This is a genomic window from Antarcticirhabdus aurantiaca (assembly GCF_009765365.1).
In the GTDB taxonomy this organism is placed as follows: Bacteria; Pseudomonadota; Alphaproteobacteria; order Rhizobiales; family Rhizobiaceae; genus Antarcticirhabdus; species Antarcticirhabdus aurantiaca.
Map to the genome: position 1 here is coordinate 1 of NZ_VTOM01000034.1, position 17031 is coordinate 17031.

13 protein-coding genes are annotated in these 17031 nt (G+C 67.3%); 4 read left to right on the top strand and 9 right to left on the bottom strand.

The window, feature by feature from the left end:
- Nucleotides 1–179: 179 nt before the first annotated feature.
- From FZN60_RS26770 to FZN60_RS26810, 9 genes are all read right to left on the bottom strand, one after another.
- Nucleotides 180–1631: a sensor domain-containing diguanylate cyclase gene (locus tag FZN60_RS26770; protein ID WP_158877154.1), complete on the bottom strand. Its 1452-nt coding sequence runs from the start codon at nt 1629–1631 to the stop codon at nt 180–182.
- Between the two features lie 112 nt (nt 1632–1743).
- A complete protein-coding gene (locus FZN60_RS26775) occupies nt 1744–3534 on the bottom strand; it encodes a sensor domain-containing phosphodiesterase (protein WP_158877156.1) in 1791 nt (596 codons plus the stop codon).
- A gap of 430 nt (nt 3535–3964) precedes the next feature.
- The gene (locus tag FZN60_RS26780) at nt 3965–4354 is read right to left on the bottom strand and encodes a response regulator (RefSeq protein ID WP_158877158.1); all 390 of its coding nucleotides are present in this window, start codon (nt 4352–4354) and stop codon (nt 3965–3967) included.
- 28 nt (nt 4355–4382) lie between these two features.
- Nucleotides 4383–6323 (bottom strand): GAF domain-containing protein, encoded by a 1941-nt coding sequence (locus tag FZN60_RS26785; protein ID WP_158877160.1) that lies wholly within the window; start codon nt 6321–6323, stop codon nt 4383–4385.
- 217 nt (nt 6324–6540) lie between these two features.
- The gene (gene panB / locus FZN60_RS26790) at nt 6541–7362 is read right to left on the bottom strand and encodes a 3-methyl-2-oxobutanoate hydroxymethyltransferase (RefSeq protein WP_158877162.1); all 822 of its coding nucleotides are present in this window, start codon (nt 7360–7362) and stop codon (nt 6541–6543) included.
- A complete protein-coding gene (gene panC, locus FZN60_RS26795) occupies nt 7359–8234 on the bottom strand; it encodes a pantoate--beta-alanine ligase (protein ID WP_158877164.1) in 876 nt (291 codons plus the stop codon). Before panC ends, panB begins: the two co-directional genes overlap by 4 nt.
- Before the next feature lie 391 nt (nt 8235–8625).
- A complete protein-coding gene (gene nhaA, locus FZN60_RS26800; protein WP_158877166.1) occupies nt 8626–9837 on the bottom strand; it encodes a Na+/H+ antiporter NhaA in 1212 nt (403 codons plus the stop codon).
- A gap of 151 nt (nt 9838–9988) precedes the next feature.
- Nucleotides 9989–10627, bottom strand: a complete 639-nt coding sequence (locus tag FZN60_RS26805; RefSeq protein ID WP_246727238.1) for a potassium channel family protein — start codon at nt 10625–10627, stop codon at nt 9989–9991.
- Between the two features lie 22 nt (nt 10628–10649).
- Entirely contained in the window at nt 10650–11978 is a 1329-nt protein-coding gene (locus FZN60_RS26810; RefSeq protein ID WP_199266662.1) for a TrkH family potassium uptake protein, read from the bottom strand.
- Nucleotides 11979–12274: 296 nt separating this feature from the next.
- On the opposite strand from FZN60_RS26810, the gene kdpF reads away from it, so the two are divergent.
- The 4 genes from kdpF to kdpC all read left to right on the top strand — a co-directional run bounded on the left by kdpF (nt 12275) and on the right by kdpC (nt 16926).
- On the top strand, nt 12275–12361 hold the full coding sequence (gene kdpF / locus FZN60_RS29370; RefSeq protein WP_158877243.1) for a K(+)-transporting ATPase subunit F: 87 nt from the start codon (nt 12275–12277) through the stop codon (nt 12359–12361).
- 34 nt (nt 12362–12395) lie between these two features.
- Nucleotides 12396–14105, top strand: coding sequence for a potassium-transporting ATPase subunit KdpA (gene kdpA, locus FZN60_RS26820; RefSeq protein ID WP_158877170.1), 1710 nt, complete (start codon nt 12396–12398; stop codon nt 14103–14105).
- A gap of 119 nt (nt 14106–14224) precedes the next feature.
- The gene (gene kdpB, locus FZN60_RS26825) at nt 14225–16279 is read left to right on the top strand and encodes a potassium-transporting ATPase subunit KdpB (RefSeq protein ID WP_158877172.1); all 2055 of its coding nucleotides are present in this window, start codon (nt 14225–14227) and stop codon (nt 16277–16279) included.
- A 23-nt stretch (nt 16280–16302) separates the two neighbouring features.
- A complete protein-coding gene (gene kdpC, locus FZN60_RS26830) occupies nt 16303–16926 on the top strand; it encodes a potassium-transporting ATPase subunit KdpC (protein ID WP_158877174.1) in 624 nt (207 codons plus the stop codon).
- The last annotated feature ends 105 nt before the right edge of the window (nt 16927–17031 follow it).

Below are 17031 nucleotides of genomic sequence, written 5' to 3' on the forward strand. Positions count from 1 at the left end.
TCGCTCTGTCCCTCGACCATCGCAAAAAGCAGCAGTAGAGCGCCGTATCTCTGCGCCCAACCGTGCGATCAGCCCCGAAACCTCAAACAACAACCAAGCTCGACGTTTTGACACGGCCTGGACCCTTCATTGCCGTTCCGCGGCTTTTGGAGCGTTCCCGAAAGCGGCCATTCCGCACCTCACCCTTTCTGACGAACGGCAGAGTTCTCCAGGTAGGTCCGCGCTGTGCCCTTCTGCCTACGCTTGGCTTCATAAAGGGCAGCGTCGGCGTGGCGTAGCAGCGTGTCGCCGCCCTCAATTCCCCCTTTCGACCAAGCAATGCCGACCGAGCCGGTGACGCGAGCGATCTGTCCAGCTTCGGTCACAACGATGTCGAGGTCGCGAAGCAGATGATCGACCATCGGAGCCAATCCTGCGCGTCCGACCGCCGCAGGCACGATGACCGCGAATTCGTCGCCGCCAAGACGCGCCGTGAAGCAGCGGTCATAGGTCGGTCGGCGGAGGCGATCGGCGACGCGGCGCAGTACGTCGTCGCCGGCAGCATGGCCCAACGCATCGTTGACCGCTTTGAACCCGTCGAGATCAATCAGGAGGACCGCAAGCTCCTCGTGTGCCGCGCGTGCCTCGCGAAGCCGCTGATCGAGGACACGATGGAACTCGGCCCGGTTTGCGAGCTCCGTCAAGCCGTCGGTGCATGCTCGATGCCGAAGGCGGCTTTCCAGGGCATGGCGTTCGGAGATGTCTTGGATCACCCCGATCAGCGCAGCAGGTTTGCCCTTCGACAGCTCGATCTCGCACGAGCAGCGCACGCGGCGCCGGTTGCCCCTCGCCGTGATGAAGTCTGCCTCCAGGTCGAACGGCTCTCCAGAGTCCAGGGTGCGCATCACCCCATCCAGAAAGGCCGTTCGATCCGGCTCCGGAAAGAAGTTCAGGATCTCGCCGTTGGGCACGCCCGCGCTGATCGGCAACTCGTGGATGGCGAAGACGCCGTCCGACCATTCAGTTGAGTGGCGCTCGATGTCGTGCCGGTAGGATCCCATGGCGGCCATGCGCTCGGCCTGCTTGAGCTGACGCCGCTCGCGCTCCAAACGCTCCACCGCCAAGCGGCGCAGTTCAGCGGCTTCTGCCGCGCGCAAGGCAACAGCGCGAGCTTCAACCAGGGCCTCGGCGAGACATGCCAGCTCGGACAGAGCCTCAAGGTCGGCTGCCGTCGGCTCGCGCGGCTTGTCGTCGAGGACGCAGAGCGTCCCGATCGTCACGTGATCGCCGTTCATCTGGCGCAGGCGAACCGGCACACCCGCATAGAAGCGGATATGAGGCTCGCCCACCACGAAGGGATTGTCCGCAAAGCGCGGGTCGAGGCTGGCATCGGCGACCGTCATCGGCGCCTCGCTCTCGAAGACGACGGCGCAAAGGGCGGGACCACGCGCGGTCCAGGGTGCCAGCGGCCCGCAGCGCGCCTTGAACCATTGGCGCTCGGGATCGATCAGCGTGACGGATGACATGCTGGTGCCCAGCATTCGCTGTGCGAGCTTGGCCAGGGCGTCGAACTCGCGTTCGGGCGGCGTGTCGAGAAGGGCGATCTCCGCCAGGGCTTTCTGGCGCAGGGCTTCGCGCTGGCTGTCCGACATGGATACCCTCCGAGCCGTCAGGAATGATCGGAGCGACCAGCGCTCCTGCCACACCGCCATAGCCGACCGTTGATTAAGCCCTCGTCAGCTTCAGCCCCCTCAGCCCTCGCCGTCACGCCACTTCGGGGAGTTGGGCCGACGAAAGCAGCCATTCTCCGAGCTTTGCCGCAGTCATCGGCCTCGCCATGAGGTAGCCCTGCCCCTCGTCGCACCCCCATGAGCGGACGAGATCGTAGGTCTCCTGCGTCTCGATGCCTTCGGCCACCACGCGGTAACCGAGCTGATGGGCCATCTCGATGACGGATCGCACCAGCGTCCGGTCGCGCTCCGATGTCTCCAGTTCGCCGACGAAAGCGCGGTCTACCTTCAGGACCGAAGCCGGGAGCTTCTGGAGATAGGAGAGATTGCTGTAGCCACTCCCGAAGTCGTCGATCGCGATGGTGATCTCGGCGTCGCGGAGCGCCTCGAGCTGATGCACGACGCGGGTGCCGTTTCGTGCAACCGCGCTCTCGGTGAACTCCAGCTCCAACATCCTGGCATCCGCACCGCCAACCCGAACAAGGTCAAGGATTCGCTCGGCGAAGTCGGGCTCGTCGAGGTTCAGCGCCGAAACGTTGATCGAGACCTTCAGATCGATGCCCTGCGTGCGCCAGGCCGCCATCTGGGCAAGGGCCGTTCGCGCGACCCACTCCGTCAAAGGCTTTGCCAAGGCCGTCTGCTCGACGCCGGGTATGAAGTCGAAGGGCGGGATCGGACCGAATTGCGGATGTGTCCACCGAAGCAGCGCCTCGACGCCCCGGCAGGCGCCGTCGGCGAGGTCGATGCGAGGCTGGTAGTCGAGGCGGAGCTGCCCCGGCGTCTCCAACGCCGCCTTGAATTCGTTCAGCAGCATGAAGCTGCGGGCGTGGCGGAGGTCATGCGCCGGTGAGTAGTCGGCGCGGCCATCATCGGACAGCATGGCATCCTCGACGGCGTTCAGCATCCGCCGCAGGACATCGCGGGGCGACAACTCGCCGAGCTGGAAGAGGCACGATCCGACAGCCGGGGTCGGCGTGACCGGGATGCCATCGCATTCGACCGGGTCGCCAAGGAGATCCGCCAAGGAGGAGATCAGCACCTCGATGTCGCCGCCGAATTCCGGCGTCACCAGAACCGCGAGCCTCGTCGGACCGACGTGGTAGAGCCTCGACGAGTTACCCAGGTTCCGGCGCAGGCGCGACGCGCCGCCCCGCACGAGCGCCTCGGTAAAGTTGCTGCCGAGAACGCGCTGTCCCTGCCCGGACTGCTGCTGGGACACGAGTTCGAACATCAACGCCGTCGCGGTGTCGCCGGGATGGAGGCGAGCAAGGTCCTCGATGTCCTCGAACATCTGGTGCTGGTTCGGCAGTCCGGTGACCGCGTCGGATCGGCCGATGGTGTTGCTGAGCTCGATCTGGCTCATCACCATGCCCGCGAGATCACGAAGCACCTGGCGGCCCTCCTCGTCGAGGTCGCGCACCTTCTCGTCGACGACGCATAGGGTGCCGAGGCCGTATCCTTGCCGGGTGAAGAGCGGCGCGCCGGCATAGAACCGGATGCCGGCCTGCGCGAGGGGACTGCCGACGAACCGCGGGTCGGCTTGCAGATCGGGAACGACGAAGATCCCGTTGTCACCGATGGCGTAGCTGCACGGCGCCTGCTCGCGCGGGATCTCCGTGATGTCCACGCCCACCTTCGACTTGAACCACTGGCGATCGCGATCCGTCAGCGAGATCGTCGAGACGGGTGCGTCGAGCAGCTTGCTCGCGAGCCGGGTCAGGCGGTCGAAGCTGTCGCTCGGCGAGGTGTCCAGGAGGTTCAGGTCCCGCAGCGCGTTCAAGCGCGCTTCTTCGTTCCGGACGGTGTCCTGGATGTAGGCTTTCATGTTGCTGCGTCCCTTTTGGCGGGCCCAGCTAACCTCACGAGGCTTAAGACCAAGTCGAAGAGGGGTCAGTTCTTTGAAGGTCGTCAAAGAAGAGTTCCGGCCCGCCCCTCAATTTTTTGACTCCTTGCAAACGGCGGTTCCTTCCGCCGGTTGCTTCCTGGCCAGTGAGCACCTTGCTGCTTGCCCGGAAGGACGCGAGACCGCGTTCATCGAAGGCCGAGACGGCGCCTCGCTCGCAGGCACATAGCCGAAATCCGGTTTGCCGCTCCCCATGGGGTTGGCAGGAAATCGCCCGTGAGGTGATCAGCGCCAACAAAGTTGAATCCCGAAAGTGATCCAAGCACTAAAGGGCTTCGCGGACGACCAGCGGAGACCCTCAAGCGTCAGGACCCAGACACTCCAAGCGTATTGCGAGGGACGAAGGAGCAGTTCAGTTCTGGATCCGCGCTGCGATGTCATTGAGGGCCTTGATGATGCCCCGGGGCGGATAGGGCTTGGCGAAGAACAGCCCGTTCTCCGGCATGTCCGTTGCCTCGACCTGTATGCGCCCGGAAGTGACGATGATCGCGACCGGCGGCCATCGATCACGCACCGCCCTCGCCAGCTTAAGCCCGTCCATGGTGCCGGGCATCTCGACGTCGGTGAATAGCACGCGGATGTCGGAGTGGCGCTCGAGCAGGCGGATGGCCTGATCGGCGTTGCGCGCCTCGTAGGTCGTGAAGCCTGCCTCCTCGCAAAGGTCCACGGCCTCGGCCCGTACAAGCGCATCGTCTTCAACGATGAGGACTGCGTATCGGGCGGGATCGAAGGATTGGGCCATGGCTTGCTGTTCAGGCGTCGGTTGCTGTTCAGGCGGTCGGGCGGCTGTCGGGCTCGGCGAGCGCGCCTGTCAGGGTAAAACGGATGCCGGCGGGATCGAACTCGATGCGACCCTCGCCATCGAAGTAGGCGGCAACGATGCGCTCGATCAGCTTCGAGCCGAACCCACGCCGCTGCGGTGCCACAACCAACGGCCCTCCGGTTTCGATCCAGCGGAACACGAACGTGTCGTCCACGGCACTCCACGTCATAGCGACGTGACCCACCGCGCTCGACAGAGCGCCGTACTTTGCCGCGTTCGTCGCCAGCTCGTGGATCGCCAGACTGAGGCCGAGCGCCTGCTGCGCCGAAAGGGCGGCATGCGGACCCGCGATGGAGATGCGGTCGCTCGCCACACGATGTGGGGCGATCGCCGCGTTGACGACCTCGCATACGTCCGCTTCGGTGAAGTTGGTCTGCGTCAGGATGTCCTGGGCTCGCGCGAGGGCCGAAAGGCGGCTCGAGATGGCCTCCCGCGCCTCGTCCATCGTGTGGGCCTGCCGGAGCGTCTGCGTGGCGATCGCCTGCACCATGGACAGCGAGTTCTTCATGCGGTGCGCCATCTCCTGAGTCAGGACGCGCTGGGCATCTTCCATCCGCTGCCGCGTCAGCGCCACGCGCACGCGCTCGCTCACCTGATCGACGAACTGCCGCTCCCCGTCCGTCCAGGGGCGCGGAAGGCGCGAGTGCGCGAAGACCACCGCGTACAGGCGCCCGTCGAAGCTGATGGGCAGGTCGAGAAAGGATCGGGTCTGGATAGCGTCGAAGGCCGCCTGCCGCCCGCTTGTTCGCGGATCCATCGAGATGTCGTCCACCGCGACGACGTCGCCGCGTCTCAGGTCCGCGATGTAGGATCCATAGGAGGAGAACGCATGCCGGCCGGCAACGCTGGACACGCCCGGCTCGCACCAGTCGGCACGAACGTCGATCGTGTCCTCGCGCAGGTTGACGATGCCCGATCCGACGCGGTCGACGTCCAGGCCGTCGGCAAGGCAGCGCGCCGCGGCCGTCACGATCGTTTCCAGGTCCGATCGGCCGCGCAGTTCGTCGGCCAGCGTCAGAAGGGTCGCCTGGCGACGGTCTCGCTTGATGCGTTCGGTGACCTCGCTGAAGAAGACCGTGAAATGGTCGCCGCCGATCGGTTGCGCGGAGCCGTCGTACCAGCGCTCCAGGGTGCCGACGCGGCGGGTGAAGCGAACGGGCTCGCCCAGCTCGACCACGCGGGCGAACTCGCTGACCCACTCGTCCTCGACGCCGGGAAGAAGCTCTCGAACCGTGCGCCCGACCGCCGTGCCGCGCGGAATGCCGAGGAGGTCGTGCCAGGCGTCGTTGACCGCCTCGTAGCGCCAGTCGACGATGCGCCCGGCCGTGTCGCGCACGACCCGGCCCAGGATGAAGCCTTCCTGCAACCCCTCGAAGAGTGACCGCCACCGGCTTTCCGAGATGCGGACCGCCATCTCCTTCTCGACCGTGCGGGCGATCGAGCGCAGGCGGCGCATGTCTGCCTCGCTCCAGTCCCGCGGCTGCGTGTCGATGGCCGCGAGCGCGCCGACCACCTCGCCGTCCGGAAGAGAAAGCGGGATGCCGAGGTAGGCGACGACTCCGATATCGCCGATCGCCGCGTTGTCGCGAAGCAGCGGATCGAGGCGCGCGTCGCTTGTGACCAGCGGCGCCCGGCGGTCCACGACGTGCTGGCAGAAGGAATGCGTCATCGGCGTCTCGCCGCGACCGGCCCAGGGCTCCGGCAGGCCGCTATGTCCCGCGAACACCTGCCGGTCCTCGTCCACGAGCGTGACGATAGCGACCGGCACGTCGAGCACGTCACGCACATGATCGGCCAGGTGGCCGAACTCGTCTTCGGGCGACCGGTCGAGAAGCCCGCTGCGGCGCAGGGCGTCGAGGCGGCCGGCATGAAGATGGTGAGGGCGCATGTCCAGCATCGAAGCGATCGAGAGAAGCCAAGCCGACCCTCGGCAACCTCGCCGGGTTCAGCCCCTGTCCTTACATTGGTCGAATTGCCCCGTCACCCGACTGTAGCACGTGCGAGTGAAACGGCTGCATCCGACCCAAGTCTACCGTCGGAGGCTGGGATACGCGGCTCCACAAGCGGACACGGCTGCGCCGCTTAGTCGAAGAACAGACGCGATCTCAGGACTCCTTCGGTTTGTAGACGTTGTTCTCGTTTGGGAACCGCCTGCCCGTGACGGCCTGAGCGTAGGCCTCGATCGCGGTGTTCATGCCGCTTGCAAGATCGCCAAACCGCTTGACGAAGCGGGGAACACGATCGTTAAGGCCGAGCATGTCCTCTAAGACGAGGATCTGTCCGTCGCACCGAGCCGAGGCGCCAATACCGATCGTCGGGATGTCGATCCGCTGCGTGATCTCATCCGCAAGCGGCTCGACCATGCCTTCGAGAACCACGCAGAATGCACCGGCCTGCGCGACGCTGCGGGCATCCTCGTGAAGGCGTTCCCAGTCGCTCCGGTCTCGCCCCTGCGTTCGAAAACCGCCCGACGTCATCATCGCCTGTGGCATCAAGCCGATATGCGCCATCACCGGCACACCGCGGGCGGCCAGGAACGCGATCGTGTCCGCCATGGCCTGTCCGCCTTCGAGCTTCACCGCCGAGCATCCGGTTTCGGCCAGGAGGCGAGACGCGTTGCGGAATGCGTCCTTGGGACTGGCTTCGAACGATCCGAACGGCATGTCGACGACGACCAGAGCACGGCTGGTCGCCCGCACGACAGCCTGCCCATGCAGGATCATCATCTCCATCGTCGCGCCAAGGGTAGATGGCAGGCCGTGCTCGACCATGGCCACGCTGTCCCCGACAAGGATCACGTCGGCATGGCGATCGACGAACCGAGCAGTCAGGGCGTTGTAGGCTGTGAGGGCGACGATCGGACGCTCACCTTTTCGTGCGCGAATGCCTGGAACGGTGATGGCCTTGCGTGCAACCTCGACGCTCATGCGGCGGATCCTTCTCTGATGGCGTCCGGGTGCAACTCGACCTGGTCGATGAGAACGACGGATCCAAGCCGTGCGGTGACGAGCAGCACGGCTGGTCTGTTCATGACGCGGTCCAGTGGGTCGAGCGTTGCGCTATCGCGCAGATCGCAAGACAGGAGGGCGATCGAAGGCTCCCGTGCCAATCGTGAGCGGACCGCGTTCAGAAGCAGCACGGTATCGCGCTCTCCCCTCGCAGACAGCCGTACGGCTGCCTGCATCCCCTCGTAGATCGCTGGCGCCGCTTTTCTTTCGTCGGGGGTCAGGCGAACGTTGCGGGACGAGGCCGCAAGACCATCGGCCTCGCGAACCGTCGGGACGCCGACGATCGACGTGCGCATCGACAGGTCCAGCGCCACTCGCCGGACGACGGCCAACTGCTGGAAGTCCTTTTCCCCGAAATAGGCCCGATCGGGCTCCACAAGGTTGAGCAGCTTGGTCACAACCGTCGCGACACCCCGGAAGTGACCGGGCCGCTGTTCCCCGATCAGGATCGTCGATAGGTCGGCGACCTCAACGACTGTTAGGAGGGGTTCGGGATACATCTCCTCTACGCCGGGATGGAATACGGCATCGACACCATGGGCACGGCACAGAGCGAGATCGCGCTCCAAGTCGCGGGGGTAGGCGTCGAAATCCTCGCTCGGACCGAACTGGGTCGGGTTTACAAAGACGCTGACGATGGTCACATCGTTGTCGGCTCGGCACCGGTCGACCAATGCCATGTGCCCGTGATGCAGCGCACCCATGGTTGGCACAAAGCCGATAGGTCGTTCTGCCTGCCGGTGACGCGAGACGAACTGCCGGAGGTCCAACGTCGTCGTAATGCTCTGCACGATGGAAGCGGCCTTTCGATTTTTGGCCGCTTTTGTCAGGTTCCCGAAGCTTTGTCAGCACTTTCAGCCTCGACGACCGAGGGGATCTGCGAAGGCGCGAGGCTGGGGCTAATGACAGCTTCGAGCCCTCCTACGCTCATGAGCAGACCGACAGCTTACCACCCGAGCGAGCCGGTCGACACCGCGGAAGCGGACGCTCGAAAGCGGCCCATCCGCTCTCGACCCCTTCCTGTCCTGCCGCATTCACTTTACCAATCCCGGAAGCGGACATTGTCAGTCCGGAGAAAACCTCATGGGCTCGGCGGCCAATCAAGGCCGCTGCACGGAACATGTGCCTCCATGGTGCGCCCGCAGAAGAGATAGCTAGACCGCCACTGGCAGATCCTTCGCCTTATGCCGGGTCAGCGGCGATGGGCATGCGGGACCGCGAGAAGCGCAGCACCGCGGCGCCGACGATGCCCGAGATGACCGACCCTAGGAGAACGCCGAGCTTCACCTCGTCCTGGAGGAGCTGGTTCGTCGGGAAGGCGAGGAGGCCGATGAAGAGGCTCATGGTGAAGCCGATGCCGCACAGGAGCGACACGCCGTAGACCTGTGTCCAGGTGGCTCGCTCCGGCAGGCTCGCCCAGCGCGCCTTCACCGCCAGCGTCACGAGCCCGAAGACGCCGATCTGCTTGCCGATGAAGAGGCCGGCGGCGATGCCGAGGGGCACGGGATCGAGCAGCGCCGCCGGGCTGAAGCCCGCGAACGAGACGCCCGCATTGGCGAAGCCGAAGATCGGCACGATCGCGAAGGCGACCCACGGCTGGATAGCGTGCTCGAGCTTGAGGAGCGGCGGCTCCTCGGTCTGGAGGCCGGGCATCTCGACGACGAGCGGGATGGTGAGCGCCAGGATCACGCCGGCGAGCGTCGCATGGATGCCGGACAGGAGCACGAAGAGCCAGAGCGCCGCGCCGAGCACGAGGTAGAAGCGAAGGCTCGTGATGCCGATCCGGTTCATCGCGACGAGGATCGCGGTGACGAAGCCCGCGCCGAGCAGCGCCTCGACGTTGAGGTCGGCGGTGTAGAAGAAGGCGATGATGAGAACGGCGCCGAGGTCGTCGATGATGGCGAGTGCCGTCAGGAAGACCTTCAGCGACACGGGCACTCGCTTGCCCAGAAGCGACAGGACGCCGAGCGCGAAGGCGATGTCGGTGGCGGCGGGGATCGCCCAGCCCCCGACGCTCTCGGGCGAGGCGGCGTTGAACGCGAGGTAGATGAGCGCGGGCGCCGCCATGCCGCCCAGCGCCGCGAGCCCGGGCAGGATACGCGCCTGCGATGTCGAGAGCTGCCCGCCCACGACCTCGCGCTTGATCTCCAGCCCGACGAGCAGGAAGAACACGGCCATGAGGGCGTCGTTGATCCAGTGCTGGATCGAAAGGCCGCCGACATAGACGTGCAGGGCCTCGAAGTAGGCCGGGGCTGCGGGCGAGTTGGCGACGACGAGCGCGAGCGCCGCGGCGGCCATCAGGACGAGGCCGCCGGACGCCTCGTTGGCCATGAAGCGGCGCAGGAAGCTCGACGGGCGCTGGGTGCGCGTCTCGGCGGCAGGCGGAGAGGACATGGCTTCGCGTTCCTTCTTGCGAAAGGTTGATCCAGTTCTCCGTCGGTTCAGGGAAGCCCTAGGCGCACGCAGCACACGCCAATGGAAGGCAAGATAGGCCACCCGGTCCGGATGGCCAAGACCGGTTGGGCGGCGGGGCGGACATCCCCCGTCAGTCGATGGCCGCGAAGCGCTCCACGGCCTCGGTCGGCCCCGACACGATGAGGAGGTCGCCGGGCCGGATCACCGTTTCGGGACGGGCGTAGTCGAAGTCGGCGTTCGGCCGCTTCACGCCGACGACCGTCACACCGTGGCGAGATCGAAGCGCGCTCTCGGCCAGCGACCTATCGTGGCTCTCCCTCGGCGCCCTGGTCTTAACGATCGCGAAGCCGTCGTCGAACTCGATGAAGTCGATCATCTTGCCCGTCGCGAGGTGGGCGACACGCTCGCCCATCGCCGCCTCCGGGTAGACGACGTGATGGGCACCGGTTCGCTCGAGAAGGCGCCCGTGCTTCGGGGTCACGGCCTTCGCCCAGATGTCCGGAACTTCGAGTTCGCTGAGTGCCAGGACGGTCATCAGGCTCGCCTCGATGTCCGTGCCGATGCCGACCACCGCGCGCTCGAACTCGCCGACACCGAGCTTCCGGAGCGTCTCGACATTGGTGGTGTCCGCCTGAACCACGTGGGTCAGCCTGTCGGACCATGACTGGACCAGCGCGCCGTCCTCGTCGATCGCCAGCACCTCGTGCCCAAGGCGAACGAGCGAGTCCGCCACCGCCCCGCCGAAGCGACCGAGGCCGATAACCACCACGCTTCCCGTCTTCCCGCCGCGCCTAGCCAATGATGGGTCTCTCCTCCGGATACTGATAGGGGCGCCGTCCCGCCGCCAGGGCCAGCCCGGTCGCGAAGGTGATCGAACCGACCCGCCCGAGGAACATCAGGACGACGAGGACGAGCTCGCCGGACGGCGGGAGCTGGGCCGTGATCCCGGCCGAAAGGCCGACCGTCGCGAAGGCGGACACGACCTCGAACATGATGAGCTCGAGCGGGAACGACGTCACCGTCTCGAGATAGAGGGTCGCCGCGGCGACGATCAGGAGGGCGGCGACCACGACGGACAGCGCCTGCCGCTGGACGTGCGACGAGAGCCGACGCCGGAAGGCCACGGTGTCCTCCTCGCCGCGGATCTCCGCCCAGACGGTCAGCAGCAGGACGAACGCCGTCGACACCTTGATGCCGCCGGCGGTCCCGGCACTGCCCCCGCCGACGAACATCAGGGCGTTGGTGACGAGGAGGGTCGCGGTGGTCATCTCCGCGACGTCGAGCGAGTTGAAGCCCGCCGTGCGCGAGACCACCGAGTGGAACAGCGCCCCGAGGATCCGCTCGTGGAGCGGCGCGTCGCCGATGGTGCCGGGGTTCGACCACTCGTAGGCGAGGACAGCGAGCGTGCCGAGGGCGAGGAGGACGGCCGAGCCGAGGAGCGTGACCTTGGTGTGGACGGACCACCGGGCGGGCTGCCGGTTGCGCCATAGGTCGGCGATGACCGGGAAGCCGATGCCGCCGACGGCCACCGCGAGCATGATCGGGCCGAGGAACAGCCAGTCCGAGGCAAAGCCCATGACGTTGTCGGTATAGGTCGAGAACCCGGCGTTGTTGAAGGCGGAGACGGAATGGAACAGGCCGTTCCAGATCGCCCCCGGCCAGGGCTCGCCGTAGGCGAGGCGCAACCGCAGCGCCAGGACGATCCAGACGAGGGCCTCCACAGCGAGTGTGGCCGCCAGGATCAGGCGAAGCGCCGGCGCGACGTCGCCGATGGACAGGATGCGGGTCTCGGCCTGCGCGACCAAGCGCGTGCGCAGGCCGAGGCGGCGGCTGACGAGCAGCCCGAGCAGCGTCGCCCCGGTCATGATGCCGAAGCCGCCCACCTGTATGAGGACGAGGATCACGCCCTGCCCGAAGGGGCTCCAGTAGGTCGGCGTGTCGACGACGATGAGACCGGTGACGCAGGCCGCCGAGGTCGCCGTGAACAGGGCGGTCACGAAGTCGGCGCCGCCCGGCCCGGCCCGCGAGACGGGCAGCATCAGGAGCGCCGTCCCGAGCGCGACGGCGATCGCGAAGGACAGCGGCACGAGACGCGCCGGGTGACGGAGTTGCTCCCTCACGACCCCGCCCGGTCCGGGCAGCGTGTCGGCGGTGGATCGGCTCGAAGTCGGGACCCGTCCCGGATGTCGCGAAAGCTCATGCGTCAAAGATGCCCCATCCGCCGCCGGCTTCAACCGGGACGCCGACCCGGCGGGCGGCGCGAAAATTCGTATGGATCCTTTATGCCGATCGGGTCCACTTGGATGGCGATCCCGAAAGGAGGGCTCGCATGTTCGATCTTCTGTACCTGGCCGCGGGGCTGGGATTCTTTGTCTTGATGGGCGCCTATGCCCGCTGGGCCGCGGAGGTCTGAGGGGTGTTCGACCTTCTCCTCGGCGGCACTGTCGCGTGTCTCCTCGCCGGCTACCTCGTCTTCGCGCTCGTCCGACCCGAGCGGTTCTGACGCCTTCCCGCGATCGTCCCGAAAGGCAGATGCCATGACCGTCGTCGGCTGGCTGCAAATCCTCGTCATCCTCGCGGCCGTGGTCGCGTTCGCCGTCCCGCTCGGCGCCTTCATGTCGAAGGTCTTCGCCAACGAGCGGACCTTCCTCACCCCCGTCCTCGGTCCGGTCGAGCGCGGCTTCTATCGCGTCTCCGGCATCGACCCGGCACGCGAGCAGGGCTGGCTCGGCTATACGCTGGGCATGCTCGCCTTCAACGCCGCGGGCTTCCTGCTCCTGTATCTCCTGCTGCGCTTCCAGGGCGTCCTGCCGCTGAACCCGCAGAGCTTCCCCGGCCTCTCGCCACACCTCGCCTTCAACACGGCGGTCTCGTTCGTCACCAACACGAACTGGCAGTCCTACGGCGGCGAGACGACGATGAGCCACCTCAGCCAGATGGCCGGACTGACGGTTCAGAACTTCCTCTCCGCCGCCACCGGCATCGCGCTCGCGGTGGCGCTGGTGCGCGCCTTCGCCCGCTCGGGCGCCAAGACCGTCGGCAACTTCTTCGCCGACATGACGCGCGCCACCCTCTACGTCCTCCTGCCGCTGACGATCCTCACGGGCCTCGCGCAGGTCGCGATGGGCACGCCCCAGACCTTTGAGGCCTCCGCGACCGTGCAGACGCTGGAGGGCGGCGAGCAGACGCTGGCGCTCGGCCCCGTCGCCTCGCAGATCGCCATCAAGCAGCTCGGCACCAACGGCGGCGGCTTCTACAACGCCAACGCCGCGCATCCCTACGAGAACCCGACGCCGCTCTCGAACGCCCTGACGATCTGGCAGATGCTGGTGGTCTCGACGGCGCTCGTCTTCGCCTTCGGCCGGCTCGTCGGCGACCGCCGGCAGGCGGTGGCGATCCTGTCGGTCATGGGGCTCCTGCTCGTGACGGGCATCGGCATCGCCTACTGGGCGGAAGCCGCGGGTACGCCCGTGCTTGCTGCCGCGGGCCTCGACCCGACCGGCGGCAACATGGAGGGCAAGGAGATCCGCTTCGGGCTCGCCGCCTCCTCGATGTTCGCGGCCGTCACCACCGGCCTGTCGGACGGCGCAGTCAACGCCATGCACGGCTCCTTCACGCCGATCGGCGGCATGGTGCCGATGGTCCTCATCATGCTCGGCGAGATCCTGCCGGGCGGCGTCGGCTCCGGCCTCTACGGCATTCTCGTGATCGCGATCATCTCGGTCTTCGTGGCGGGCCTCATGGTCGGCCGCACGCCGGAATATCTCGGCAAGAAGATCGAGGCCAAGGAGATGAAGATGGCGATCCTCGCGATCCTCATCCTGCCGACCGCGATCCTCGGCTTCTCGTCGGTCTCGGCGGTGCTGCCCGCGGCCCTGTCCGGGCTCGGCAACGCCGGCCCGCACGGCCTGTCGGAGATCTACTACGCCTACACGTCGGCGGCGGGCAACAACGGCTCGGCCTTCGGCGGCCTGTCGGCCAATTCGCCCTGGTGGAACACGACGTTGGGCCTCGCCATGCTCCTCGGCCGCTTCGCCTACATCGTACCGATGATGGCGATCGCCGGCTCGCTGGTGGCCAAGACCAAGCTGGCTCCGTCCAGCGGCACGTTCCCGACGCACGGGCCGCTCTTCGTCGGACTGCTGGCCGGCATCATCCTGATCCTCGGCGGTCTCCAGTTCTTCCCCGCCCTCGCCCTCGGCCCCATCGCCGAGCAGGTGCAGATGCTCGCGGGCAAGACCTTCTGACGACCCTGGCACCCCGCCCGCGCGGCGGGGTGCCCTCAGGGACGGCGGCTGATCCCGCGCGTCGCAGCTCCTCCATTCCCTTCGGCCGTCAGGGACGGCCGTGCCAAAGGACATTCCCCATGGCTGCCAAGGCCGCAACGTCCACCTTCCGGCCCGACCTCGTCGGCCGGGCCACGATCGACGCCTTCAAGAAACTCAATCCCGTCGCGCTCATGCGCAATCCGGTGATCTTCGTCACCGAGGTCGTCGCGGCGGTGGTGACCGTGCTCTTCGTCCGCGACCTCCTCGCCGGAAACCCGCTCCTGTTCACGGGCCAGATCATGGCCTGGCTCTGGTTCACCGTCCTCTTCGCCAACTTCGCCGAGGCCATCGCCGAGGGGCGCGGCCGGGCGCAGGCGAATTCCTTGCGAAAGGCGCGCACCGACACGATGGCCAAGCGCATGGCCTCGGCCAAGGACCGCACCGCCCTCCAGTCCGTCTCGGCGCTCGACCTCAAGGTCGGCGACCACGTCCTCGTCGAGACGGGCGACCTCGTACCCGGCGACGGCGAGATCGTCGAGGGCATCGCCTCGGTCAACGAGGCGGCCGTCACCGGCGAGTCCGCGCCCGTCATCCGCGAGGCGGGCGGCGACCGCTCGGCCGTCACCGGCGGCACGACGGTCGTGTCGGACTGGCTGGTGGTGCGCATCACGGCAGCGCCCGGCTCCTCCTTTCTCGACCGCATGATCGCCCTCGTGGAAGGGGCCGAACGCCAGAAGACGCCCAACGAGCTGGCGCTCACCATCCTCCTCGTCGGCATGACGCTGATCTTCCTCATCGCCGTCGTGACGCTGACGGGCCTGTCGTCCTATGCGGGCGCCGCGGTATCGGTGCCGATCCTCGTTGCGCTTCTCGTCACCCTCATCCCGACGACCATCGGCGGCCTCCTTTCGGCCATCGGCATCGCCGGCATGGACCGCCTGATCCGCCACAACGTCCTCGCCATGTCGGGCAAGGCCGTCGAGGCGTCGGGCGACGTCGACACGCTGCTGCTCGACAAGACCGGAACCATCACCTTCGGCAACCGCATGGCTTCCGAGTTCGTCGCCGTCCAAGGCGTGACGGAGACGGAGGCCGCCCAGATCGCCGTCCAGGCTTCACTCGCCGACGAGACCGCCGAAGGTCGCTCGATCCTCGTCCTCGCCCGGGAGAAGTACGGGATCTCCGTTCCGGACGCGCCTCAGGAGGGATCGACATTCATCCCGTTCTCCGCCGCCACCCGGTTGTCGGGTGTCGACCTCGGTTCGAAGACCATCCGCAAGGGGTCGGTGGACGCGATCCGGAAGTTCGTCCGCGAGACCGCCGGCCGCGAGGTCACCGAACCCCAGGCGTTCACGCAGGCCGTGGAACGGATCGCCAAGTCGGGCGGCACGCCGCTCGGCCTCGCCGAGAACGGCCGCTTCGTCGGCGTGATCCACCTGAAGGACGTGGTGAAGCCCGACATCAAGGAGCGCTTCGCCGAGCTTCGCCGCATGGGCATCCGGACCGTCATGGTCACCGGCGACAACCCGGTCACCGCCGCGGCGATCGCGTCCGAGGCCGGCGTCGACGACTTCATCGCGGAAGCGACGCCCCAGGACAAGCTGAACTACATCCGCAACGAGCAGCGCCAGGGGCGGCTGGTCGCCATGTGCGGCGACGGCACCAACGACGCGCCGGCGCTCGCGCAGGCCGATGTCGGCGTCGCCATGCAGACGGGCACGCAGGCCGCCCGCGAGGCCGGCAACATGGTCGACCTCGACTCGGACCCCACCAAGCTCATCGAGATCGTCGGCATCGGCAAGCAGCTCCTGATGACGCGCGGGAGCCTGACGACCTTCTCCATCGCCAACGACGTCGCCAAGTACTTCGCGATCATCCCGGCGCTGTTCGTGGCGGCGATCCCGGAGCTCGGCGTCCTCAACGTAATGGGCCTGGCGACACCGGAAAGCGCGATCCTCTCGGCGGTGATCTTCAACGCGCTCGTCATCGTCGCGCTGATCCCGCTGGCGCTGCGCGGCGTGCCCTACCGGGCGATGGATGCCGCGACGGTGCTCCGCCGCAACCTCCTCGTCTACGGCCTCGGCGGCATCCTCGTGCCCTTCGTCGGTATCAAGATGATCGACGTCGTCGTCTCCGGCCTTGGCCTCTCCTGACCCCCTTCCAAGGATCTCCTGCCATGCTCTCCCAGATCCGCGCCGCGGCGACGCTCCTCGGCATCCTCACCGTCCTTCTCGGCCTCCTCTACCCCGCCGCCATGACCGCCATCGCCGGGGCTGTCCTCCCCAACCAGGCGGGTGGCAGCCTCGTCACGCGCGACGGCCAGGCGGTCGGCTCCTCGCTCATCGGCCAAGGCTTCAGCCAGCCTGGTTACCTCCAACCGCGCCCCTCCGCTGCGGGCAACGGCTACGACGCCTCGGCGTCGTCGGGCACCAACCTCGGCCCCACCAGCGCCAAGCTCGCCGAGAGGCTGAAGGCGGACGGCGAGGCCATGAAGGCGGCCACGGGCGCGGCGACGCTTCCAGCCGACGCGATCACCACCTCGGGCAGCGGACTCGACCCGGACGTCTCCCCGGCATTTGCCGAGCTCCAGGTCGCGCGCATCGCACAGGCGCGCGGGATCCCCGCGGATGAGGTCCGCCGCCTGATCGCCGAGAACACCGCCGGGCGCACGCTCGGCCTCCTCGGCGAGCCGCGCGTCAACGTCCTCGCCGTCAACCTCGCCCTCGACGCGAACTCGCCCGCTCCGGCCGGGGGTGCCCCGGCGGGTGTTCCGACGGCCGCCGCCCAGCCGACAGGCTGACACCCCGCGCGGCGTGCGCGCGGCCCGTCATGGCCGCCCGCACCCGACATCGAGATCCGACGCGGAGGGGCGCCCGAGGGGTGTCCCTCCGTCCGCGTCACGCTT